22 protein-coding genes are annotated in these 22,836 nt (G+C 51.3%); 18 read left to right on the forward strand and 4 right to left on the reverse strand.

What is annotated here, in order from left to right; translation table 11 throughout:
• Positions 1–84: 84 nt before the first annotated feature.
• On the forward strand, positions 85–1,107 hold the full coding sequence (locus RBB63_RS07210; RefSeq protein WP_309382583.1) for a LacI family DNA-binding transcriptional regulator: 1,023 nt from the start codon (positions 85–87) through the stop codon (positions 1,105–1,107).
• Between the two features lie 17 nt (positions 1,108–1,124).
• Here RBB63_RS07210 and RBB63_RS07215 read toward each other — a convergent pair whose 3' ends face one another.
• The 4 genes from RBB63_RS07215 to RBB63_RS07230 form a co-directional block, all read right to left on the reverse strand.
• Entirely contained in the window at positions 1,125–1,838 is a 714-nt protein-coding gene (locus tag RBB63_RS07215) for a type II secretion system protein (RefSeq protein ID WP_309382586.1), read from the reverse strand.
• A gap of 78 nt (positions 1,839–1,916) precedes the next feature.
• On the reverse strand, positions 1,917–2,759 hold the full coding sequence (locus RBB63_RS07220; protein WP_309382588.1) for a carbohydrate ABC transporter permease: 843 nt from the start codon (positions 2,757–2,759) through the stop codon (positions 1,917–1,919).
• Complete coding sequence (locus RBB63_RS07225) at positions 2,756–3,673, reverse strand: carbohydrate ABC transporter permease (protein ID WP_309382590.1); 918 nt, start codon at positions 3,671–3,673, stop codon at positions 2,756–2,758. The genes RBB63_RS07220 and RBB63_RS07225 overlap by 4 nt, the downstream gene beginning before the upstream one ends.
• Entirely contained in the window at positions 3,670–5,022 is a 1,353-nt protein-coding gene (locus RBB63_RS07230; RefSeq protein WP_309382592.1) for an ABC transporter substrate-binding protein, read from the reverse strand. Before RBB63_RS07230 ends, RBB63_RS07225 begins: the two co-directional genes overlap by 4 nt.
• A gap of 299 nt (positions 5,023–5,321) precedes the next feature.
• On the opposite strand from RBB63_RS07230, the gene RBB63_RS07235 reads away from it, so the two are divergent.
• The 17 genes from RBB63_RS07235 (at position 5,322) to RBB63_RS07315 (ending at position 22,827) form a co-directional block, all read left to right on the forward strand.
• Positions 5,322–5,816, forward strand: a complete 495-nt coding sequence (locus RBB63_RS07235; protein ID WP_309382593.1) for a GbsR/MarR family transcriptional regulator — start codon at positions 5,322–5,324, stop codon at positions 5,814–5,816.
• Positions 5,817–5,818: 2 nt separating this feature from the next.
• Positions 5,819–6,367 (forward strand): transcription termination/antitermination protein NusG, encoded by a 549-nt coding sequence (gene nusG, locus RBB63_RS07240; protein WP_309382595.1) that lies wholly within the window; start codon positions 5,819–5,821, stop codon positions 6,365–6,367.
• Positions 6,368–6,497: 130 nt separating this feature from the next.
• Positions 6,498–7,235 carry a WecB/TagA/CpsF family glycosyltransferase gene (locus RBB63_RS07245; RefSeq protein ID WP_309382598.1) on the forward strand — a complete coding sequence of 246 codons (738 nt, stop codon included), beginning with the start codon at positions 6,498–6,500 and terminating at the stop codon, positions 7,233–7,235.
• Position 7,236: 1 nt separating this feature from the next.
• Positions 7,237–8,631 carry a hypothetical protein gene (locus RBB63_RS07250; RefSeq protein ID WP_309382600.1) on the forward strand — a complete coding sequence of 465 codons (1,395 nt, stop codon included), beginning with the start codon at positions 7,237–7,239 and terminating at the stop codon, positions 8,629–8,631.
• Positions 8,628–9,473, forward strand: a complete 846-nt coding sequence (locus tag RBB63_RS07255; RefSeq protein WP_309382602.1) for an ABC transporter permease — start codon at positions 8,628–8,630, stop codon at positions 9,471–9,473. Before RBB63_RS07250 ends, RBB63_RS07255 begins: the two co-directional genes overlap by 4 nt.
• A gap of 4 nt (positions 9,474–9,477) precedes the next feature.
• On the forward strand, positions 9,478–10,710 hold the full coding sequence (locus RBB63_RS07260; RefSeq protein ID WP_309382604.1) for an ABC transporter ATP-binding protein: 1,233 nt from the start codon (positions 9,478–9,480) through the stop codon (positions 10,708–10,710).
• Positions 10,711–10,746: 36 nt separating this feature from the next.
• Positions 10,747–11,928: a glycosyltransferase family 4 protein gene (locus RBB63_RS07265; protein ID WP_309382606.1), complete on the forward strand. Its 1,182-nt coding sequence runs from the start codon at positions 10,747–10,749 to the stop codon at positions 11,926–11,928.
• Complete coding sequence (locus tag RBB63_RS07270) at positions 11,925–12,854, forward strand: hypothetical protein (RefSeq protein ID WP_309382608.1); 930 nt, start codon at positions 11,925–11,927, stop codon at positions 12,852–12,854. The genes RBB63_RS07265 and RBB63_RS07270 overlap by 4 nt, the downstream gene beginning before the upstream one ends.
• Positions 12,855–12,874: 20 nt before the next feature.
• Positions 12,875–13,960, forward strand: a complete 1,086-nt coding sequence (locus RBB63_RS07275) for a hypothetical protein (protein ID WP_309382609.1) — start codon at positions 12,875–12,877, stop codon at positions 13,958–13,960.
• Positions 13,957–15,021, forward strand: a complete 1,065-nt coding sequence (locus RBB63_RS07280; protein ID WP_309382611.1) for an acyltransferase family protein — start codon at positions 13,957–13,959, stop codon at positions 15,019–15,021. Before RBB63_RS07275 ends, RBB63_RS07280 begins: the two co-directional genes overlap by 4 nt.
• Positions 15,022–15,023: 2 nt before the next feature.
• Entirely contained in the window at positions 15,024–16,199 is a 1,176-nt protein-coding gene (locus RBB63_RS07285) for a glycosyltransferase (protein ID WP_309382613.1), read from the forward strand.
• Positions 16,196–17,341, forward strand: a complete 1,146-nt coding sequence (locus tag RBB63_RS07290) for a glycosyltransferase family 4 protein (protein ID WP_309382615.1) — start codon at positions 16,196–16,198, stop codon at positions 17,339–17,341. Before RBB63_RS07285 ends, RBB63_RS07290 begins: the two co-directional genes overlap by 4 nt.
• A complete protein-coding gene (locus tag RBB63_RS07295) occupies positions 17,322–18,563 on the forward strand; it encodes a glycosyltransferase (protein WP_309382617.1) in 1,242 nt (413 codons plus the stop codon). Before RBB63_RS07290 ends, RBB63_RS07295 begins: the two co-directional genes overlap by 20 nt.
• Positions 18,553–19,443 carry a glycosyltransferase family 2 protein gene (locus RBB63_RS07300; protein WP_309382619.1) on the forward strand — a complete coding sequence of 297 codons (891 nt, stop codon included), beginning with the start codon at positions 18,553–18,555 and terminating at the stop codon, positions 19,441–19,443. Before RBB63_RS07295 ends, RBB63_RS07300 begins: the two co-directional genes overlap by 11 nt.
• A complete protein-coding gene (locus RBB63_RS07305) occupies positions 19,440–20,567 on the forward strand; it encodes a glycosyltransferase (protein WP_309382621.1) in 1,128 nt (375 codons plus the stop codon). The genes RBB63_RS07300 and RBB63_RS07305 overlap by 4 nt, the downstream gene beginning before the upstream one ends.
• A gap of 5 nt (positions 20,568–20,572) precedes the next feature.
• Positions 20,573–21,610 (forward strand): glycosyltransferase family 4 protein, encoded by a 1,038-nt coding sequence (locus RBB63_RS07310; RefSeq protein WP_309382623.1) that lies wholly within the window; start codon positions 20,573–20,575, stop codon positions 21,608–21,610.
• Positions 21,607–22,827 carry a glycosyltransferase family 4 protein gene (locus RBB63_RS07315; RefSeq protein ID WP_309382625.1) on the forward strand — a complete coding sequence of 407 codons (1,221 nt, stop codon included), beginning with the start codon at positions 21,607–21,609 and terminating at the stop codon, positions 22,825–22,827. The genes RBB63_RS07310 and RBB63_RS07315 overlap by 4 nt, the downstream gene beginning before the upstream one ends.
• Positions 22,828–22,836: the final 9 nt, after the last annotated feature.

Consider the following 22,836-nt stretch of genomic DNA (forward strand, 5'->3'; position numbering starts at 1 on the left):
ATGAACTGTTAAATCAAAACGTGAGCCCTTAAACAGTTAACTTGCGGTTGACATTTTGGCGTGCTTCCAAACAAAATATAAGGCATGACCCCAACGATTCGTAGTGTAGCAAAGCTCGCTGGCGTGTCGCCCGCCACCGTCTCCCTCGCCTTGAGAAACGACCCCCGGATCAGCTCCCAGGTGCGCGAGCGGGTGCAAGGCATTGCCGCCAAAGAAGGCTACCGCCCCAACCCCATTGTCTCGCGGCTAATAGCCCAAGTGCGGGCGAGCAAGACCACCAATTTCAAAAGCACGCTGGCGCTGGTGAATACCGCCGAGCATTTGAAAGATGTCGAGGAGCGCACCGTTCGCTGCTGGATCGATGCCAGCGTTGAGCGCGCCACTGAGCAAGGCTACAGCGTGGATCGTTTTGTATTGGCCAAGGAGCCACTGCGCCCGGAGCGCTTAATGAAAGTGCTCGATTCGCGCGGCATAGAGGGGCTCATCATCACCGGACCTTTTCAGGACAACACCATCGATGCCAAATACGATTTGCTCTGGCAGAGATATGCAGCGGTTGTGCTTGGCGAACGGCCGTTTCAACCCTCGCTCTCGTGCGTGATCAACGATCAATTCAACACCGTTCGCCAAGCAATGATTCAAGTCCGAAGGCTCGGCTACAGCAAGCCAGCCTTGTGCGTCCACCCGTATGTCGACCGCATTCTTGAGCAGCGCCTGAGTGGCGGTTTTCTTGTCGAGCAGCGTCAGTTGCCCAAGCGCAATTGGATTGCGCCCTACGACTATGATGAGGCGGGCCAAGAACCGTTTCTAAAATGGTATCAGAAGCATCAACCGGATGTCATCATCACACTGCATCCTGAAATAAAAGGCTGGCTAGAATCCATCAATGTCAGCGCGCCGGATCACATCGGACTGGTGCATCTGGACCACGAGCCATCTCTCAAAGACTGGGCCGGCATGAACCAAAATCACGAACACGTTGGCAAGGCCGCGGTCGACATGCTCATTGGCAAATTGAATCGCAATGAGCTGCAACTCCCGCCATTCCCAAAGTGCGTGACCATCATGAGTGAATGGACGCCGGGGCCCAGTGTTCGTAAACAATAGCCGCGCGCGAAATCCGCTCAATACTGGCGATTCGGCGGCACCAGGTCACCCAAGTCGCCGTTGCCGTAGATATCCTCGTTGGCCAATAGCTCCACGTGCGCATCGACAAAGCCAATGTGGGATTCCCCGTTATACCGTGTCGTTGGCCGGTCAATAAACCACACGCAGAATGAATCATTGGGCGTGTCTTCTTCATAAACTAAAGCCTTGGACTCCGGGCTTTCGATGTAATTCATCTGTACAGTTCCCAGCGCCTTTTCAAAGCCGCTCGGTGAAGAAGCTCCGGGCGCAAGCTCACCTTTATTAATCAAGAAGTTGAAAGAGTAGCTAAAATTCCGCCCGGCCTCACCAGCCTCCGTCAAGCCGTCATCGCTGGGCGCCAGGATAATTTGCTCCGCTGCGGCTGCGCTCTCCATATAGCGGGCCAGAACGGTGTTCTCCAATTCCGCCACGCCGTTGCGCGTGACAAAAAAGTAATCAGAAGGATCGTCCAGCCCCACGTTGTCCGCCGCCACTTTCGGCAAATGCCCCTGGTTGTCATTAGCATACAGTTGAGCCGCCAAACATATCTGGCGAATCTGGGTGCCCGACTTCGTGGTATTCGCACGATCCATGGCCTTGCCGACTGCCACAAATATCAGCGCCCCCAGTATCGCAATGACGGAGATTACCGTCAACAGTTCAACAAGGGTGAATCCAGCTCTGGGGTATGGGGGGGTGTCGCGATTCATTTTGAATGACAATGTTGTATGATTTTTAGTTAAAAGTCGAGTAAATCAGAGCTAAACAGTTAACCGCAGGAAGTGCCCTTAGCCCTTACCGCCGGTGGTCGCGATGCCTTCCACAAAGTATCGCTGCGTGAAGAAGAACAGCACTACCACCGGCAGCACCACCAGCGTCGATGCCGCCATGAGGTAATGCCAATCCGTGCCGCCGCCCTTGCTCTGGTAAGCTTGCAGCCCAAGGGCCAGCGTGAAGTCGGCTTGATCGGTTAAGTAGATCAGCGGCCCGAGAAAGTCATTCCAGGTCGCCATAAATTGAAACAGCGCCACGACGATCAAGGCCGACTTGGCCAGTGGCAGAATCACCAGCCAGAACACTTGCAGCTCGCTGGCGCCGTCGATCTTCGCCGCCTCCTCCAAGTCCTTGGGCAAGGTCAGGAAAAACTGACGAAGCAAAAACACATTGAACGCACCTGCAAGAAAACTCGGAAACCAAAGGGGCTTGTAGGTGCCGATCCAACCAAACTCACGAAACAGCGTGTAGAGCGGCACCATGATTACCGGAAACGGAATCATCATCGTCGCCAACACGAGGACGAATATTTTATCGCGACCCCGCCATTCGATTCGCGAAAAACCATAGGCGGCCAATGAGCTGCTCAGTACCGTGCCGATTACCGTCATGACACAAAGAAAAGTCGTGTTCGCCGTGTAGCGCCAAAACATCTTCATCTCATCAATGGCCTGCGGGTAGTTCTCCCACTGCACCGTCGACGGCAACCATCGCGGCGGCATACTCAGTGTTTCGTTCAGCGGCTTCAGCGAGGTCGAAACCATCCAGGCAAACGGCGCAATAAAAACGAACGCCCCGATCAACAAGATCACGTAAATGCAAATGCGCTGAACCAAACTAGCGGATTGAGAAGTCATTTGGCGGCGTAGTGAACATGGCGCTCGAAGACGTGCGTCGCGAGCAACGTGAGCGCCAGAATGATGATAAACAGGATTAGCGCGACGGCGCATGCATAGCCCATGCTCCAGGCCTGAAAGCCTTTATTGAAGACATAGGTGGCAGCAAACAGCAGCGAACGCCCGGGGCCTTCACCACCATTGGTCATCACGTAAGGCACCGCGAATACTTGAAAGGAACCAATCAGCGACATGATGCCGTTAAAGTAAATCACCGGCGATATGATTGGCAGCGTCACATGGAACGTTTTCTGCCAAAAGCCGCAGCCATCCAGCTCCGCCGCCTCGTAGAGTGAGCGCGGCACATCCTGCAAACCGGCGAGGAATATCACCACGGCGTTGCCCACACCCCACATGCTCGCCAACACGAGTCCCAGCTTCGCGTAGGCCGGATTCACGAGCCAATTGGGTGGTTGCAGCGAGGTTCCCAACACATAGTTAATCGCGTCGCACACCGGGGCCAGTGCTTGGTTTATCAGACCGATTTCGCCATTGAGCATCCACTGCCAGAGCACGCCTAAACACACCATGGGCACCAGCGACGGCAGGAAATAAATGGTCCGAAAAATCTTTTTCCCCGGCAGATCGAAATTCAACAGCACGGCGAGAAACAAAGCCGAAACGAGGTTAATCGGGATCGATAATGCGGCGAAATAGAAGGTGTTCCAAATCGACTTCCAGAAAAGTTCGTCCACCGCTAATCGCTCATAGTTGTCGAAGCCGATGAACACCGGCTCAGCCAGCACGGAGTAATCGGTAAGCGACAGATAAGCCGAGCTGACTAGCGGATAGAGCGTCAGCAGGATGAAGCCGGCAATCCAGGGACTGATAAAACACAGCCCGACGATCATGTTGCGCTTTTCAGTTTTCGTCATCGCGCATCCCATTCTTTTAGCCGCGCCTCGCGCACCTTGAGCCAGCTTTCATGTTTGCGCGCAAAGAGATCTTGCTGCCGCCGCTGCACTTCCTCGGCGGCCTGCATTGCGGTCTTTTCGTCGCGCATGATTTCATCAATCGCGTTGACCATATCATTGCTGAATTCGTTAAAGGTCACCATCTGCGGGCGCATGCGGGCGTGCTCATTCTCCGCCAACTCACGATAAGTATGGATGTGTGGATTTGGATGCCGCTCATAGAATTCGTCACTCACTTCCCGTAGTGGGCTGAACTTCAGCTGCGCCAAGCTCAGCGCCTCCAACTGCTCCGGCTTCTGCAGCCACTGCATGAACGCAAAAGCTTCCGCAGGATGCGCCGCGCCTTGCGGGATTACCAGGCAATCACTCTCCACCAGGCTTGCGCCATAGTCTTCCTCTCGCCAAGTGGGAAACGGCGCCACGCCCCATTCGAAATCATCCGGGGCAAAATTATTAATGAAGTTAAACATCCAAGGCCCCTGCAACACCATCGCAATGCGCTCGCGAAAGAATGGATTTTCCGGCGAGGCAAAGACACCGCTCAGTTGACGAAACGCCATCAGCGATTCCGAGCCATAACGCTCCGGATAGCTCTCGATCCATTCCAGCGCAGCCATGTTCGCCTCGCTATCGGCGGTCACTTCATCTTCGCCATTCCAGATATCGCCGCCAAACCAGATGCTCCAATTGGCGCTCCACCACCCCGGCTCAATCGGCATGTGCCCCATCACTTGAATGCGCCCGGCGTCGCTGTAGCGCGTCAACTGATCATTATAAGCCTCCAGTTCTGCCATGGTGCGCGGCGGGCGCTCGGGGTCCAAGCCAACTTCGCGGAAAAGACGTTTATTCCAGTGCAGGGCAATCGTTCCCGGCGTTGTCGGCAGCCCCCACACGCGATCATACACAACGACCTGTTGCCAAATCGAGGGCAGGTAATCATCGGCATTCAGTGAAGACCCGGCCAACATATTATCGAGCGGCATCAAGGCGCCGTTGGATGCAAACACGGGTAGATTCGCCGTCCACAAGCCGGCAAGGTCCGGCGGATTGCCACCCGCGGTGGCCAACATCAGCTTGCGGTCGATATTGCTGACCGAGAGGAACTTTACGAAGACTTCGTCCTGCGAGGCATTATACTCGTTAACGAGTTTCGCCATCGCATCGCGCTCGAAGCCGGTCCACTTCTCCCAGTACTCAATCTCGATGCGCCCATCCGCACGCTCCACCTCTCGCTGGTTACCGGCAAACAGCAAGTAACCCACAAGACAGACAGAAAGGAGCGAAATGATCAGAAACTTAGGAGATAACATTAGCTAAGGAGGGGTTGAAGCACGTGACCTTATCTAAGCCTCAGCAACTATCTCGGAGCGATGCGTCTCTGGTTAATCAGTTAAACAAGATCATAAATAGTCGGCCGACCATGCTCAGAAACAGCATCGCGGTGATCAAACTTAGCTAGCATTTGTCAGTCTCACTGATCAGCGCACCGCTCCGAATCTGCATGCCAACGACAGCGCCCAAACCAACGATAATACAGCCAAGACCCGACCATCATTTATTTCAAAAAAACTTGAAACCAAAAGCATCGAACTCCAATATTAAGCGTTAAATGAGTGATAATCCGACAGTTAGCACACTGACCGAGCTGGAGGCTGAGACGGTCTCATTGTTCGTTCGCTTGGTGCAGGTGCTTGGGTTGCCAAAGTCGATCGGGCAAATTTACGGGCTGATTTACATCTCCCCTCACCCAGTGTCCATGGAGGAAATCACGTCCAAGCTCGGCATCAGCCTGGGCTCAGCCAGCCAAGGCTTGCGCCAGCTACGGTCGTTGAAAGCAATCCGCGTCACCTTTATTCCGGGACAACGGAAAGATCACTACCTGCCCGAAACAGAATTCCGTAAATTGATCTCCAATTTCATCGAAGACCAGGTGCGCCCGCATATCGAAGTCGGCCAGGAAGCCATCAACCATATGGAAAAGTTGGTACACGAGGCGCCCGAAGGTCATGCGGCTCATTACCGCGCCCGGATTGACAAGCTGCGCCGACTTCACAGCATTGCTGGCAGCGTCACGCCGGCCCTCGCCAAGTTTATAAATTTCTAGTAATGCCGTTAATTCCTCCCAGTTGCGAAACGCCCTTTTGGTTTTGCGTGAAGACCCAGCCCAAGCGTGAGCGACAGGCCCTGAAAACATTGCAAACCTTGCCATGGGTGCAGCCTTTCCTACCGCTGGCCCGCTACCCCAAACAAACCACCAAGGGCAAGCGCATGACCAGCGAAGCCATATTCCCCGGCTACCTGTTTTGCCGGTTTGCTCCGGTGAACTCGACTCGCGCCGTTCAATACACGCAAGGGGTGGCTTACATCATCAAGCGTGGAGACAATTTGGTGTCGCTCCCTGATGAGATAATCGACGAAATCCACCTGCTAGCGCCCGAAGGGGTCTTTGAATTAACACCGAAGCCGCTGATGCCCGGAGAACGCGTTCGCCTGATTCAGGGTATTTTCTCTGGTACCGAAGCTGAGGTCGTCGGGCTGCTCCCCTCCGCAGAACGCGTCAAGGTGCTGCTCGAAATCCTAGGCCGCGAGCAAGAAGTATCTCTGCCATTGGAAGAGATCGAACGCATTTTCGAAAACCCTTTTACCGACCAATAACATTTACGCCGCAACCGGCGCCCGCCCGCATGGGCAAACCAAACAGTCCCGCAATGCACCGATTGGCTTTGCGTTCAAGCGCATCTTGCCAAGGGCGGCAGCTTGCCCGACTCTGGCCTTGTTCTGCAATATGACGCGCGTACTCGGCATTAATTTCTTTCAAGGTTCGCCCGAAGAAGCGGCTGAACAGGCTTTGCGCGGCGGCTTAACCGTAGCCCCATCCGGCCCCAACCTTGCCGACATGGACAGCATGCCAGCCTACTGGCGAGCTGTACAAGCCGCAGACCTCGCCATACTCGACAGTGGATTTCTCGTGCTTTGCTGGCGATTCTTTCACGGCAAAAAACTAAGCCGACTTTCCGGGCTGCGGTTGCTGGAAACCATCCTCGCCAGGCAGAATACACTCGCCGACATGCCTCAGCTCTGGGTCATGCCCACTCAGGATTCGGCCCAACGCACCCGCGAATTCTTAAGCAGGTGCGGTCTGGCATTAACCGAAGAAGACTTTTACATAGCCCCGCAGTATGCAGTAGGCGAAATTCAGGATGAAGCTTTGCGAAACAAAGTTGAGACGCTGCGCCCCGCATTGATCATGATCAACGTGGCTGGCAGCAAACAAGAAGTGCTCGGCCATTGGCTCATGACAGCATTGAACTACCGCCCCTCTATTATCTGCACGGGCGCCGCCATCGCATTTAAGACCGGAGAGCAAGCCAACATCCCCCGCTGGGGCGACCGCTTGTTTCTCGGTTGGCTGCTGCGCATTATCTACAAACCACGCCGTTACTTCGGCCGCTATTGGAGGGCAAGGAGACTTTGGAGACTCGTGCGAAAATATGGTGACCAACCGCCCGAACTAAGAGCCTGAGATGTCCCTGATTAAAAACAGGCAACACGCCAAGGCGCATAAATTGCAGATTGCTACGGACCACGAGCCTAAAGCAACTGAGCTTCCTTCCAGGCAGACAAACCGGTCACTCAGAACGCAGATAAAATACCTGATCTGGCTCTATGTCTTTCTATTAATATTTGATGGTGCCTTTCGCAAATGGCTCCTCCCATCTTTGTCAGACGTGCTGTTAGTCTCGCGCATACCCGTCATTACACTCATCTACCTGCTGGCCATTCCAGCCCGAGCATTCGTCACGAATGGCTTTGTCGCAACGGCAGGCGTCATGACTTTGATTACTCTCCCATTAGCGCTGGCTGGCCATGGTAGCATGGCAACAGCGATTTATGGCGTAATCACCAATTTTTATGCAATACCCTTAATCTTTGTCATACCGAAAATTTTAGATTATGATGACACCGTTCAGATTGGACATTGGTTGTTATACCTAGTCATTCCAATGACCGTCCTCATCAGCCTTCAATTCTACGCGCCACAAAGTGCATGGGTTAATCGCAGTGTGGGCGGCGTTGAAGGCGCAGGATTCTCAGGGGCGCTTGGTCGTTACCGGCCACCGGGCACGTTTAGCTTCATCTCTGGAGTGGCGCAGTATTATACGCTGGCCTTCGCCTTTTTCATGGCTGAGTACATTAACCGCAGGTCGCTGCCCCAATGGTTTCTAATTCCTACCGGGGCCGCCTTTATGATGGCTATTTACGGATCCATCAGCCGACTGCTCGCCCTCTCCATCGTCATGGTGTTTGTCTTTGGCGTATTGGGCCTATTGATCAATGGCCGCAAGTTGCACAACTCGATTAAGGTCTTATTTTCACTGTTGGTATTTTTCGCGATCGCCTCTCAATTCACCTATTTTTCTGACGGCATGGAGACCTTTATGGCGCGATGGGAATTGGCTAAAGGTGGTGAAGATGGCTCCGCAAAAGAAGCCGTCGTTGACCGAACGTTAAACAACTTATTTTCGCCCTTCCTGTCTTATCGCTACGACAACCTAATCGGCGAAGGGATCGGTCTCGGAACAAATGTTGGCGCAAAGTTTTTATCAGGCGACCGACAGTTCCTTGCTGGTGAGAGTGAATGGGAGCGTATCCTGGTGGAGCTGGGCCCCATCTTTGGCATTGGCTACATTCTCCTCAGAACCTGCCTCACGGCTCTACTTGCCCTTCGTTCCTTTTGGTCACTGAACACGGGTAACCTGCTCCCCTGGCTGTTATTTGCCTCGTGTCTGTTTTTGATGCTCAACGGACAGTGGGGCCAGCAAACCACTTTGGGCTTCGCAATCCTAAGCGGCGGACTGGTCCTGTCCGCTCAAAATATAGCCCCAGCGCCAGCACCCAAGCGAACCGTCGCGAAATGAAAGATCACACAGAAACCATTATCAAACCATCCAATGATTTTGCGATCATCGGGTGGAAGGAGCTCCTGACTTATCGGGACCTATTGTTTTTGCTGATAAGGAGAGATTTTGTCGCTCGCTATAAGCAAACCATTCTTGGACCGCTTTGGGCAATTGTTCAGCCGGTCATGACTTCGGTCGTTTTCACTGTGGTCTTTGGCAAAATAGCAAAGGTATCGACCGATGGCGCCCCCCCTTTTCTGTTTTACCTGACTGGCATGCTATTTTGGCAGCTATTTTCTGGATCCGTAAGCTCCGCAGGCAATTCTCTACAAAGCAACGCCCCGTTATTCACCAAAGTATATTTTCCACGAATCATCCCTTCGCTAGCCACGGTTTTATCTCAGCTCATACCGTTCGCCATACAGTTCGGAATTTTCACGGGTTTCTACTTGTGGTTTATCTTCAGTGGAGACGGAGAGCATCTTCATCCCTTGCGCTTGTGCTGGATTCCTTTGCTAATTGTCCTGGTCCTGGCGCTCAGTTTGGGAGTCAGTTTGGTATGCTCAACACTCACCGCCAAATACCGTGACCTAAAGCACGCACTTGGATTCTTCATCCAACTTGGCTTGTACATAACGCCTGTCATTTACCCCGTATCGCAAGTGAGCGAGAGCTGGCGCTGGCTCGTATGGCTCAACCCCATGGCGGCGCCAATTACCGCAACAAAGTGGATGTTTCTCGACGCAGGAGAGCTCCCAATCCTCGCGCTTGGATACTCCATGGTCGTGAGTATAGTTATTTTATTCGTTGCCTTAATCAGCTTCCAGCGCGTTCAACGCACCTTCATCGACACAGTGTAAGCCCATGGACCAGCCAATAATAGAGGTTAACAACTTATCCAAACGCTACCGCTTGGGAAGTATTGGCGCCAGCTCTCTGCGCGATGAAATCACCGCTACCTGGCATAAACTAACAGGCAAGGCTGAGACTGAAAAGTCCAACGACTTCTATGCGTTGAACGATATCAGCTTTGACGTTACGCCAGGCGAAATACTCGGTGTTATCGGGCGCAACGGCGCGGGTAAATCGACACTGCTTAAAATACTTTCACGCATCACAGAGCCGACCAGTGGACAGGCGCGCCTTCGCGGCCGTGTCGCCTCGCTCCTCGAAGTTGGCACTGGATTTCATCCGGAGCTGACTGGCCGAGACAACATTTACCTGAGTGGCGCCGTGCTGGGGATGAGTCGCGAAGAAACGAAACGTAAATTCGACGACATCGTTGGGTTTTCTGGCATCGAGAAATTCATAGATTCACCGATTAAGCGTTACTCATCCGGCATGGCGATTCGGCTTGGTTTTGCTGTGGCGGCACACCTGGACTCAGATATATTAATCATTGATGAGGTCCTCGCCGTTGGCGATATCAACTTCCAGGAAAAGTGCATGAATAAGATGAATGAAATTCGCAATAGCGGACGCACCATTCTCTTTGTCAGCCACAACCCGATTTCCATCGAGATGCTCTGTCATCGCTGCATTCTACTGGAACAGGGAAAGCTGATTTATTCTGGAACGCCTCGCAACGCACTGGAGCAATATAAAATGCTCTGGAAAAAACGGGATGACGAAAACGGCAAAGGCTCTCCACTTCAATCATCACTGGAAGTTGAAATTCTTCAGGATGAAAAGCTAACCACACAGCCGGAAATTCATAGCGGACTGACCATTCGCATGCGTTTTGAGCTGCCTGGAAACAAACCCGACTGCCACCCCAACATACAACTGCGGACAGCAAGTCAGGAAGTGGTGTTTTCATCAATATCAAAGCTTGCATGCGTGAGTCCGCAAGCGACAGAGGACGAGCCGACGAGCTACGTCGCCGAATGCGAGATTCCCGCGAACTTCCTCAATGCAACGGAATACAGCATCGCGGCTTACCTGCTAAGTCCGGGCGGAAAAATTGTAGACCACTGCATTCATACAAAAGAATTCACCGCCATCGAAGACCCAAAGCTTCGCCCAATTGATTTCCGAGGCATCATGGTCGGTAGCGTTCGTCCTGATTTAAAATGGCAAATATCACGCGCGGATTAAGTGGATACGCTGCATCAGAATAAGGATAGTTCAACCTTGGTCGAAACCGAAAACAGTCAGCCCAAGAAGTCACTGTCGATACTTGCAGCGATACCATCCGTAGCGTACGGCGGAGCAGAGAAAATGTCACTGCTGACCATTGAGCAGTTGATTAGCCGAGGGCACCAAGTGCAAGCTGTCGCCCCCATCACCAAAAGTAATCACCATCTTGAAAGAGACATCAAAGAATTGGGGATAACTTGCCACCGATGGCCATGCACTCCCAACCCACCACTCCATCGCCGTCTGCTCCTCGCTGCATGTACACTAAAGTGGATACGGTTTTTGCGTCAGCACCCTGCCGATGTCATTCACATCACTACGCCGTGGCCGCGTATTTCGCTCGATTTGCTGCTGGCTGTAGGCATCCTGAAACGCCCTACCCTTTTATTGCACCAACTCGTTCATCCTGATGTTCATTTTGGGAGTAACACCAAACCGCTGTACCAGTGGTGTCTGCAACGTGGTTTGCGTTTAGCCACAGTCAGCAACAGTAATGCAGCCATTCTATCAAAAGCCTTAGGCGTTGCCCAGAACACCATTGAAGTAATTGAAAATGCATCGCCGAGCATTCGAACAATACAGAGCCAGAAGCACGACCAAGCTGCGGCACTTAAGGCGCAATATGGCTTACCCAGTCATGCGAAAATAGTTCTTTGCATTGGTCGCATCTCGGATCAAAAAGGCGCTGACATAATCGCACCAGGCGCTTATCACATTACCAAGGAATATCCTGAAGTTTACTTCGTTTGGCTTGGCGATGGGCCGCAAAGGGCGGCGTTGGAGGAGCAAATTAAAACCTACAATTTACAGCAACGCTTCATCATCACCGGTTGGCAAGACAGCGCGGCAACTGCTCTGAAAGCATCTGACCTTTTGCTTTTTCCTACCCGCTGCGAAGGCTTTCCGTTGACGCTGGTCGAAGCAATGTACGCAGAGTTGCCAATTGTAGCCTCTCGGGCGCCAGGCGTTGTTGACCTGTGCCAAGATCACGAAAATTGCCGTTTATTCCGCCCTGAAGATCCGTGTGACCTGATGGAAACGGTTCGCTGGGCGCTCAATAACCCGCAGGACATGAAACAGTTTGCGCAGCAAGCAAAGCGCGACGTCTTACAATTCAACATCGACGCCATGGTCGATAAAACTGAAAATTCGTTGTATAAACTGTGCCAGACATGAGTAAAACAAACGCCATATTTTGCCTGGCGCATGGCATGAATATCACTGCGACCAAGCGCTTCGTTCAAAGCCTTGAGCAATGCCAATTCAGTGGTGAGCTCGTGCTCTTTTTGGACACATCCAGCAGTGTAAAGTTTAAACGGGAAATCCCGACCAAGCTGAAGGTTAGAATACTCCCCTCGGCTCCGAGCCTGGAGCAGTGGCCATCAAAATGGGATCATCGTCGAATTTCGCTATGGAAGCGTGTGCGTCATTACCAATCCCTCTTCTCGAAACTACCAGATTGCCTCACATGGCCTCTGCGTAATCGCTTCGCTCAGCTCTTCTTGGCGCCACACTGCTTCCGGTATTTTCGCTATCTCGACTACCTTCGGAATTGTCGCGACCGCTATGGAAAAATCCTTCACTGCGACATACGTGACGTAATCTTGCAGGATGATCCATTTTCATGGGTTAATTCAAACGAGCTTCTGATCGCCATGGAACCTGCCTCACCAACGATTCGCTCCAGTCAGCTAAACAGCGATTGGATACGGGCCGCCTTTGGTGATGAGGCTTTGGCGCAAGTAGCGGAATCGGCGATATCCTGCTCCGGCACGACCATTGGCGACGCCTCAGCAATGTATGAGTACTTAGTGACCATGACCAGTGCGATGAGCCAAGCAAATGCGCGACTCTGGAACGGTCTTGGAGTCGATCAAGGTGTGCACAACTTCTTGCTCTACACGAATCGGCTAAAGCACGTAACCCCGCGCCACAACGGAGCAGGACCCTTCCTTACTTTAAGCGGCGCCGATGGAATAAAATGGGAACTCGACGGAGCCAATGAAATTCGTGACGAGCAGGGACGCTTGATTCCCATCATCCATCAGTTTGATCGTTTCCCGGATCTCGAAGCCCAGATTAATAAAAAATACCTACCGTGAAACTACCAAGTATACACATCATGTGCGCCGGCCTGCAAGTGACGCCCTATGCTTGGATCGCCGCTCGAAGCGCATGGCTCTCATGCCCGGAAGAATTACGAGATCAGCTTGATATTCGAATCCACTTTTTCGGAGTTAAGCGAGCTGAAGGCCGCCAATTGGAACAGGCTTTCAGCAATCAACCCTATGTTAACTTCGAGCATAATACGATTTTAATTGATGAACAAAAAGGACTCGGTGGTGAGCATTTCTACCAATGGACAAGCCCGAAGGCGCGAAAATTCATTGCTAAAATTGCGAGGCGCATTCCTCCTTTACGATCATCCGCCAAGTTGTGGCTCGGGCGTCTTCGACTCGGGCTTTATCATCAGGAATGGATTAATCAAGTCTGCACTGATAATGCCGAAGCCAACGCCATCGTTGTGCTCGATTCTGATTTATTTCTAGCTGACCAACGCTTCTATGCCCCAGAGCAGATGAGCTTGGATTCGCAAACTTATGGAGGTGGATGGGTTTGGCGAAACAACAATGAAATCCGCTATCAAGGCCAGTCATTGTATCCGCTTGGCACGGAATTGTTCATTATCAATCCGGCCAAGCACATTCAAATCAACCAGCAATTCAGTAATCGCGATAAAAGTCTTTTTGAGCGCCTGCAAATTGACCACCCTGGTGTAGACATCCAAGACGCTACGTTTTTCGACACGCTTTTTTATGCATCTTGGGAGGCGCAGCTTCGCGGCTATAAGGCAGATATACGCTTCCATGACCTTGCGGTTTGCCATCCAGGTGGGGTCGGTCATCTCAGACCCGAATACTTGACGCAGCCGATGCCAAATCTATCGCCTGAAGAACGTATTAGTAGACTGCGCGTTACGATCGGTCGTGTAAGACTGCATCATCGAGTGCTCGATTTCATACGAGAGCTTGGCATGGCGGACTTACTCAATCCACAACTTCTGAATCGCTTGAAGCAGTTGCGCGAGCTGATCCAATCGAACCCAGAACTGATCCAAATCTGGGAAGATGAAACTCATAAAATCGAAGGGGAGGACCACTTCGAAGAAGTAATGAAATTGATCACGAAGACGCCGACAGCCCGATGAAACACCTCCCCAAAATCGATGGCCTTCGCGCCATTGCGGTTGTGGGCGTCCTCGTCTCCCATTATTTGCCCAAAGACCACGGCATTCAACTGCTGCCGTGGGGAATTCTCGGCGTTCAGTTGTTCTTTGTAATCAGCGGATTCCTGATTACGGGCATTCTCTTGGATGCGCGGGATAAAGCTTCAGATTCCACCGTATTGAAGGCATTCTATGCACGCCGTTTCCTCCGGATCATTCCTCCCTACTACTTGCTCCTAGGTCTATACTTACTCGCTGGCTTGAAATTCGAACCAGGCACGCTAACGGCCTCATTTCTCTACTACTTAAACATTTTCCAAGCGGTCAATCCGGGATCGTATCTCTACCTGGGACATTTTTGGACGCTTTGCATAGAAGAGCAATTCTACTTGATCTGGCCGTGGGTCATCATTTTTTTGCCGAGATCCAAGCTGGTTGGATTCACCATTCTTGCGATTATCTTCGCCCCAATCTCACGCATGCTCCTTGACCTCACGGGCTTTTCTTACGTTGCCGTGCGAAATCTGCCCACCAGCGCTCTGGATTCATTAGCGGGCGGAGCCTTGCTAGCCTTAATGCATCATGGGCATGCACCGCGACTATTTGCTTGGTGGCGTCGCAATTATGGATGGGTGATGCTCGCTGGCATTTTCCTCTATGCGTGGACCCGCTTCCTGCCCAACTATAGCCCAGAACATTTATGGGTTGGCTTGCTCGGCACTTCTCTCTCAGGCATGGCGGCGGTCCACTATGCCACTCTCAATTACAATACCTTCGCGGATCGCGTGCTGAATAACTCATTTCTCCGCTATATTGGCAAAATAAGTTACGGCATATACCTTTATCAATTTCTGACCCTCTACCCGCTTTACAAAATCATTTCGATGCTGGGTCACCCTCCTTTGCTCAGCAATGTCTATATCTTTGCCATCGTATGGACTGTCCTGACGGTAATCACTGCTTCGCTTTCATGGTACTGTTTTGAGAAACCTCTTTTGAGCCTAAAACGTCGCTTTAACTACAACCCTCACTCTACCCGCTGACGATGCGAATTCTCGTCATCAGTCCGACGCCAACACATCCAACGCTCGCTGGAAATTGTATACGAATTTTAAACCTGTTAGAGACGCTTCAGCAACTCAGCCATGAAGTCCATTTCCTTCATGTATCCTATAGCCCAGGTGACACCGAAGCGATGCAGCGGCATTGGGGTAAATGCTTTCATGCTTACAACTACAAGAAACCGTGGCGGAAATATCGCTTTCACGGAATACCGATTCCAGATCGCGTTTCACGCAAAATAGTTCAACATGGCTGGCTCACGCAGACCATAGACCAATTTTACGACGAGCAACTCAATCAGTTACTACGAGATCTTCATGGCGCTTTCCAGTTCGATGTCGTCATGGTAGAGTACGTATTTTTCTCGGCTGCCCTCGACGTATTCCCTAACTCAGTACATAAACTAATCGACACCCACGATATCTACACTGACCGGCATACGATGCTTAAGCGTAACGGAATGCAGGTGGATTGGTTTTTCACCAATCAAGCGGAAGAACAAAAGGGACTGCAAAGGGCGGACATGGTGATTGCGATCCAGGATCACGAGCAGGCTATGCTAACTCAAATACTACAGGGATCACGCCCAGTCGTAACCGTAGGCCATTTCTTACAACCTAATCCGCAAGCGACACCCCATAGATTGCAAACCATGCTGCTTGTTGGATCTAACAATGCCATTAACACTCAGTATTTTCAGCAATTCATCAATGAGTGCTGGTGTAATCTACATGCTCAATACCCCACACTACGCCTGAAAATCGTTGGGGGAGTATGCTCACAGTTAAAGCCAGCGCCAGGCATTGAGCTGCTCGGTTTCGTCGACGACTTGTCGCAGGCATATGCTGCTGCTGACCTCGTGATAAACCCACTTCTCAGTGGAACGGGACTGAAAATAAAGAGCTTGGAAGCCCTTTCATTTGGCCGGGCGCTTGTCACAACGCCAGCTGGAATCGAAGGGCTTGAACCAGCTTCCGGCCAAGCGGCTGTGATTGTAGAAAACTTTACGGCAATGAGAGACGCCATCGAAGAGTTAATCAATGACGTCCCTCGTTTAATTGAAATGAGCCATGCTGCCAACGAGTTGACCGAGCAGTATATTAACAAACAGCTGGCTTCGCTTGAACTCGCCATTACTCCCCCCAATCACGCGGCATGAACGCAACTTCACCCACAGTCATCTTTGGTGTCGATGCGGCTGCAGTTTCCGGCGTCGACACCCTGCATTGCGCACTGGCTGAAGGATTACTTACCAAAGGTTTTAAGGTAAAAATATTGCGGTTTGGCGCACAGCCTCAGAGTACGCTGACCATCCCTCAGGGCAGTGAGTGCATCGATATTTCTGGACCAGCCGCATGGCGACGTATTTTTTATCCCCGCCGACGAAGTTGGACTCCTTACTATCGGCGCGTAGTCACCAAAGTCGCGCACTCTCACATCAAAAATGCTCTGCCCGCAACGCTCATTGCAGGTCACTTAGGTGGATTGTGGATGCCAAACACGCCAGGGCTTTTTCAATTGGGTGTGATTCACGCCGCAGATGACGGCAATGCAAGCTCCATGCTCAAATATCATGCCCATTGGGACGCCTGTGTCGCAGTTAGCCAGGGAGCGCTGGACATGGTATATGCAAAATGCCCAGATTTATCGCCTCGCACCGAACTCATTCTGAATGGTGTTCGCATCCCCCTCAGCATCCGGGATCGTAAGCCTGGACCACTTCGCATTCTACTGGCTGGACGCATCGTTCAACAGCAGAAGCGCATGCTCGACCTGCCAGAAATACTGGCCCTACTAAAACAGGAAAAAAATGTTGATGTAACGGTGGCAGGCGTCGGAAGCGAACTAGAGAACTTACGCACTCAGATTGCTCAGAAAGCGCCAAGAGTTCGTGTAAACTTTACCGGAAAACTAAGCCAAAGCGCTTTGCTGCAGCAGATGGAACAGATGGATGCGATGCTGCTCCTCTCTGACTATGAGGGCACTCCCATGGCACTAATGGAGGCCATGGCGCGCGGCTGCATTCCAATCTCATCGAGAGGCTGCGGTGGGTTACTCCCTCTTTTAGAGCACTGGTTTCCAGAGCATCTATTTACGCCTGGAGACACCCACACTGCTGCTGCGCTAATTGATCGGCTTGCGGAGTCTGAGAACAAATCTACTTTGCATTACAAAGCATATGAAGCAATAAAATCCAGTCCGCATACCCTCGCTGCGATGGTCGATAGCTACGAGAAAATCCTGCTAAAGGCCCATGAAGCATGTCTGAATTCTTACGCGAATGCGGATTCTCTTCATTAACTTCACTCGCAGTAGCGGAGGTGGCGCAACCATAGCCGCAGAACGACTGGCAGACGGTTTACGTAAAGCCAATCACCAAGTAAGCTGGCTAGTCAAAACCGCACATAAGACAGATTGCCAAGGCGACTACTCAATTCTCCCTCAACGTCAGCTTGATCGTCTGCTCGAATGGCCATTCAGACACTCATTAACGATCAGTCCTACGAAAACACAGACCTTTTCACTGGCGAGTCATCCTTCTCTACAGGCAGTCGACATCATACATTGCCACAACCTGCATCCATCGTATTTTAACCTGCTGGCGCTGCCGCGACTGACACGCTGCAAACCAGTGATATGGACCTTGCACGACATGTGGTCAATCACCGGGCATTGCGCGTTTAGTCAAGACTGTGATCGCTGGCAAGGCGGATGCGGACGTTGCCCTCATCTTGAGACATATCCCGGCGTGAAACACGATTTTACGGCGCTTGAATGGCAATTGAAGCGCCGCGTCTACGACAAGGCTTCGTTGCACTTCATCACACCAAGTAGGTGGTTGGCAGATTGCGTCAAGGTCAGTATGGCTGGCCAGCAACCATTATCTGTGCTGCCTTATGGATTGGACACCAAAAGCTATTATCCCGGAGATCGATCAGCCGATGCCGCCGAGCTTGGACTTTCGCCCAATCGCGTAACGCTCCTCCTCGCCAGCGCAAGCCTCGACGATCCAAGAAAACCTCAAGGCATACTTTGCGAAGCGATAAACAGGGCAGCTCAAAAGCATCCAGATATGCTGCAAGTGCTAACCTTTGGCAGTGGAGATATCACACATCGCATTGATAAGCAAATACCCGTCACTGCCCTAGGCAAACTCACCACAGACCACGAGAAACGACGTGCATACAATGCTGCTGACTTGCTTTTATTTGCATCTCGTGGAGATAACCTCCCCCTGATCATACAAGAAAGCATGGCATGTGGAACGCCTGTCGTTGCAAACGATATCGGCGGCATCGGTGAAATGGTCAAGACCGGCCAAACCGGGATTACTACAAGCAGGCTAGACTCCGATGAATTCCGGCAAGCCATCAGCCAATTCCTACTCCTTCAGGATCATGAGAAAGAAGCAATGCGGCGTGCTGCGCGCTCACTTGCAAAAGCACAATTCGAATTAACTACCCATGTCGAACACACCTTAGATGTCTATGCATCTCAAAAAATGAGACACAATGCCAACTAACATACCAGTTCGACGACAACGCGGCGCCTGGCCATTTAAACGCTCGGTTAATACACATGCGACACCACCAGACACACCACTCGTATCCGTTATTATTCCGAGCTATAACCAAGGCGATTATCTTGAGGCCGCCATACGTTCGGTGCTTTGCCAAGACTACCCTGCAGTCGAATGCCTGGTCCTCGATGCTGGCAGCCAAGATGACTCCGCTCAGATCATTGAGCACTATCAGGATGCGCTGAGCTACTCGCGATCTCACCGTGACAACGGTCAGTCAGCAGCCGTCAATGAAGGCGCCAGACACGCCAAGGGGAAGTATATGTCATTCTTGAATAGCGACGACATGCTTGCTCCCGGCACCATCAGCCACGTGATGAATTGTTTTGCACGAAATCCAGATGCTATGCTTGTCTACGGACAGCGCATCCTAATTGACACGGACGATCGAGTGTCAGGGTGGAGCTCCGCCAAACCGTTCGACCACCACACCTGCCGGTTTACAATCAACTCCGAAACCGCGTTCTGGAAACGAGAAGTTTTTGAAGAGTTAGGTGGTTTCAATGAAAGCCTTCGCTTTGCTCTTGATCTGGATTTTTTCTGCCGCATTTACAAAAGGCACCCAATTTTACAGGTAAATAAATTCCTCGGGCTTTACCGTTTCCACCACCAGTCTAAGTCTGAAACCTTGCAGGATGTCTGCGCAATTGAAACGAGTGAATGCTGGAAGCGCATTTTCAATTCACCTTGGCAACCTCCAGCGCCGGCACCGATGAGCATGAGGAAACGGCTGAATCATTGGAGGATGGCGGTTCGCAATCCGCAGTTGGTCCTAATGCCTTATCTGCAGCATAAACTCGGCCGTTTAGCCAAACCGCAATGAGTGACTTTGCACGCATCGTGTTCATTTGCGGCTCGCTTGAGCCAGGCCAAGATGGCGTAGGCGATTATACCAGATTACTTGCCTCTCAATTTAGGAAAACGGGACACACCGCCAGCATGGTCTCGCTCGCAGACAAGCAGGTAGACAACGTAGAGACAGAGTTACAACTTGACGTAAAAGCGCTACGCATAAGCCAGAAACTCCCAGTCAATACTCGACTGGAACGCCTTGCTGAATTCATCCGAGCACAGAGCCCGCAATACATTGTTCTTCAGTATGTCCCGTTTGCCTATCATTCCAAAGGTCTTCCTCAAACCTTACTTGCGGCGTTCAACGCACGTTTCCATAAAATTCCTACCCACTGGATGTGCCATGAGCTTTGGTGCGGCATCAGTCACAAGAGCGGCTTGAAAGAGAGGCTATTGGGAGCACTTCAAAAGCAGCTACTCAAGCGCCTACTGACCAAGGCAACCAGCATTAGCACTAGCAACCCCAACTACCGTGAGCGGCTTCAGTCGATTACTACCAAACCCGTAAACTTACTCCCACTCTTCAGCAACATTCCCCTCGAACCACCAACTGACTCCGTACCGTTAAAACAGGAGACAGAGCAGACCAAGCTTCGCATTATCATTTTTGGCCGCATAGCAGCTGACTTCCCAACAAAAAGTTTCTTCAGTCAACTCGAGTATAAACTAACTCAAGCGCAGAGAACGGCAGAGATAATTTCAATTGGCCGTCTTGATCGTGGCGAGGACGCTTGGGCAGCCTTTCAGTCAAGCACGCTTCAGCGCTTATCGTTCCAGCGACTAGGAGAGCTATCGACTACCGAAATAAATGCACACATCTTCGATGCGCATTTTGGCCTGGCGACTACCCCCTTAGAAGGCATTGGGAAAAGTGGCTCGGCCCTGGCGCTCCTTGAGCGTGGAAAACCAGTCATTGGGCATTTTCAATCGAAACGATCCATCGGTATCTGTCCGGGCCAATTTCCTGACGGACAATTGATCGCCATTGATGATCTAGCCCAAAGCACACTCGAAAGACCGCCGACATTCATTATCTCCGCTCAATTACCCAAAGTCGCCAAGATGCAATTAGAGTTACTGCTGCATCCGAGTTGAAGCACATGTTAAAGGTTTTAATAGTCTCGCCAACCATGGGTAGCTACGGCGGCATAGAAGCATTCGTGCTAGAGCTAGGCCGTTACTTAAACACGTTGCCAGAAGTAAGTGTCGAGCTTTGCTTCAAGCTTGTTGGCCAAAGTCGCATCGATGAACGCTTAAACGAAATTCTCCAAGCATGCGGTCTCCGGCATTCCATTGTTTCAAAATTTTCCCGCGAACTACTGCGCTCAATTGCAAGGGCAGACATCGTGCATACACAAAATGCCTCTCCTGACGTTTCCGTTTTCTCAAGACTTTGCGGTGCAAAGTTAGTTCAAACAATACACAATCATCTCTATAATCGGCCAGCCCTCCGCACACTGTCTTGGAAGCTGGGAGCACGCTTGGCGCATATTCGATTATACAATTCAGAATTTGTTCAAAAATCATGGCGCATGCCGACTGGCGACGCAGATCGAGTTGTTCCCACCGTATCTTCATTAACCTATGACTTTGCTCCGTTAGCACCGCGTCAGGGCTTCGTGTTTGTCTCCAGACTTATTGAAAACAAAGGCGCTGAGACGCTCCTTGAAGCCTATGCCAAAGCAGGAATCCCGCATCTCGACTGGCCATTGCATATCGTGGGAGACGGGCCTTTACGCAATAAGATCAAATCACTGGCAGCCACTTCGCCCGGCAACATCAGCCTTCACGGCTTCGTCGAAGAAAATCGAAAGCGTGAACTTATTCGCGGCTCCCGATGGCTAATTGCCCCTCCTCACACGATGGAGGATATGGGCCTAACGCCACTCGAAGCCAGAGCGAACGGCATTCCGGTCATCGCGACTCGCGATGGTGGACTTCCCGAGTCCGCAGGTAGTCATGCACTTCTCTGCAAACCAGGAGACGTCAATGATTTGGCTACGGCAATCGAAACAGCAGTCAACATGAATGAAGCCGAATATGAGCATCGATCGGAGGAAGGCTTTGCGTCCTTAAAACGTCATTTATTTCCGCTCGATTTTTACCCAGAGCTCTATCGCCAGTTATCGGTAAAATGAAGACTCTCCTGGCTCATCCCACTGGAAATAACTTTGTGCGTGAAGCAGCTATCGCGTTGCAGGAAAATGCATTATTGGGCGAGTTGCACCTTAGCATTGCCTCATGCCACCGCAATTGCTTTCAACGCTTATCCCTGTTGCCAGGATTCCGAGACATTGCGCGTCGTTCGTATCCAGACAGTCTCTTCAACTACCTACGGCTGCATCCTCAACGAGAACTGGTTCGCCTACTCGCGCAGCGTCTAAATTGGCAAAGCCTACTGCGTCATGAAACTGGCTGGGCCAGTGTGGACGCCTGCTATCGCAGCTTTGACGCCAAGGTGGCTCAATCAATGAGCAGCGTGAGCAACCTGGACCGTGTCTACGCTTATGAAGATGGCGCACTGAGCATTTTCCAACGTGCAAATGAATTAGGCTGGAAATGCATTTACGATCTACCCATTGCACACTGGAAAACAGGACGCCAGATATTAGAAGAAGAAGCGGAACGACTGCCAGAGTGGCGAGCAACTTTAAAGACCGTAATCGATTCGAAAGAAAAAACAGATCGCAAAGATCTAGAGCTAGAGCTTGCAGATATCATTATCTGCCCTAGCCAATTCGTCGCTGATTCTATTCCAGAGAATATCAGACGCAGTAAGCAACTGCATATCATTCCATTCGGCTCACCAGCAATTTCCCGGTTCGATAAGACAGCGAATAAAAAGCTGAAGGTTCTTTTTGCCGGGACGCTAACGCAGCGTAAAGGTCTTGCGGATCTCATGTCTGCCATGCAGTTGCTTAATCCAGAGCAATTCGAACTACACCTAATGGGCAGTCTTGCGGCTCCTTTGGATTTCTATAAATCTCAATGCCATAATTTCACTTACCACAGCACAAGGCCACATGCAGAAGTGTTAGAGCTCATGCAATCCTGCGATGTCTTCGTATTGCCTTCGTTGGTGGAAGGACGCGCGCTTGTGCAGCAAGAAGCCTTGGCCTGCGGGCTGCCTATCATCGTCACCGCTAATGCTGGCGCTGCGGACTTAGTGGCTGATGAAAAAGCCGGATTTTTGGTTCCAATCCGCTCGCCTGAATCAATTGCCGAAAAGCTGCAGTTATTGCAAACAAATCGAGCGCTGCTTCAAACCATGCAGCAAGCAGCGCCAATAGTCGCCCAAGAAATCACTTGGCAACGTTATCGCGAGCAAATTTCATCCGCAGTAGCCAACGCGTGAAAATACTCC

It is taken from the genome of Cerasicoccus frondis, from assembly GCA_031296915.1.
In the GTDB taxonomy this organism is placed as follows: domain Bacteria; phylum Verrucomicrobiota; class Verrucomicrobiia; order Opitutales; family Cerasicoccaceae; genus Cerasicoccus; species Cerasicoccus frondis.

Bases quoted from the DNA above. Each gene is read 5' to 3' on its own strand.
- RBB63_RS07210 (WP_309382583.1), top strand. From the start codon at position 85: ATGACCCCAACGATTCGTAGTGTAGCAAAGCTCGCTGGCGTGTCGCCC.
- RBB63_RS07270 (WP_309382608.1), top strand. From the start codon at position 11,925: ATGAGTAAAACAAACGCCATATTTTGCCTGGCGCATGGCATGAATATC.
- RBB63_RS07220 (WP_309382588.1), bottom strand. From the start codon at position 2,759: ATGACTTCTCAATCCGCTAGTTTGGTTCAGCGCATTTGCATTTACGTG.
- RBB63_RS07225 (WP_309382590.1), bottom strand. From the start codon at position 3,673: ATGACGAAAACTGAAAAGCGCAACATGATCGTCGGGCTGTGTTTTATC.
- RBB63_RS07250 (WP_309382600.1), top strand. From the start codon at position 7,237: ATGTCCCTGATTAAAAACAGGCAACACGCCAAGGCGCATAAATTGCAG.
- RBB63_RS07275 (WP_309382609.1), top strand. From the start codon at position 12,875: ATGTGCGCCGGCCTGCAAGTGACGCCCTATGCTTGGATCGCCGCTCGA.
- RBB63_RS07230 (WP_309382592.1), bottom strand. From the start codon at position 5,022: ATGTTATCTCCTAAGTTTCTGATCATTTCGCTCCTTTCTGTCTGTCTT.
- RBB63_RS07285 (WP_309382613.1), top strand. From the start codon at position 15,024: ATGCGAATTCTCGTCATCAGTCCGACGCCAACACATCCAACGCTCGCT.
- RBB63_RS07290 (WP_309382615.1), top strand. From the start codon at position 16,196: ATGAACGCAACTTCACCCACAGTCATCTTTGGTGTCGATGCGGCTGCA.
- RBB63_RS07305 (WP_309382621.1), top strand. From the start codon at position 19,440: ATGAGTGACTTTGCACGCATCGTGTTCATTTGCGGCTCGCTTGAGCCA.
- RBB63_RS07295 (WP_309382617.1), top strand. From the start codon at position 17,322: ATGCGGATTCTCTTCATTAACTTCACTCGCAGTAGCGGAGGTGGCGCA.
- RBB63_RS07260 (WP_309382604.1), top strand. From the start codon at position 9,478: ATGGACCAGCCAATAATAGAGGTTAACAACTTATCCAAACGCTACCGC.
- RBB63_RS07280 (WP_309382611.1), top strand. From the start codon at position 13,957: ATGAAACACCTCCCCAAAATCGATGGCCTTCGCGCCATTGCGGTTGTG.
- nusG (WP_309382595.1), top strand. From the start codon at position 5,819: ATGCCGTTAATTCCTCCCAGTTGCGAAACGCCCTTTTGGTTTTGCGTG.
- RBB63_RS07235 (WP_309382593.1), top strand. From the start codon at position 5,322: ATGAGTGATAATCCGACAGTTAGCACACTGACCGAGCTGGAGGCTGAG.
- RBB63_RS07310 (WP_309382623.1), top strand. From the start codon at position 20,573: ATGTTAAAGGTTTTAATAGTCTCGCCAACCATGGGTAGCTACGGCGGC.
- RBB63_RS07315 (WP_309382625.1), top strand. From the start codon at position 21,607: ATGAAGACTCTCCTGGCTCATCCCACTGGAAATAACTTTGTGCGTGAA.
- RBB63_RS07300 (WP_309382619.1), top strand. From the start codon at position 18,553: ATGCCAACTAACATACCAGTTCGACGACAACGCGGCGCCTGGCCATTT.
- RBB63_RS07215 (WP_309382586.1), bottom strand. From the start codon at position 1,838: ATGAATCGCGACACCCCCCCATACCCCAGAGCTGGATTCACCCTTGTT.
- RBB63_RS07245 (WP_309382598.1), top strand. From the start codon at position 6,498: ATGACGCGCGTACTCGGCATTAATTTCTTTCAAGGTTCGCCCGAAGAA.
- RBB63_RS07255 (WP_309382602.1), top strand. From the start codon at position 8,628: ATGAAAGATCACACAGAAACCATTATCAAACCATCCAATGATTTTGCG.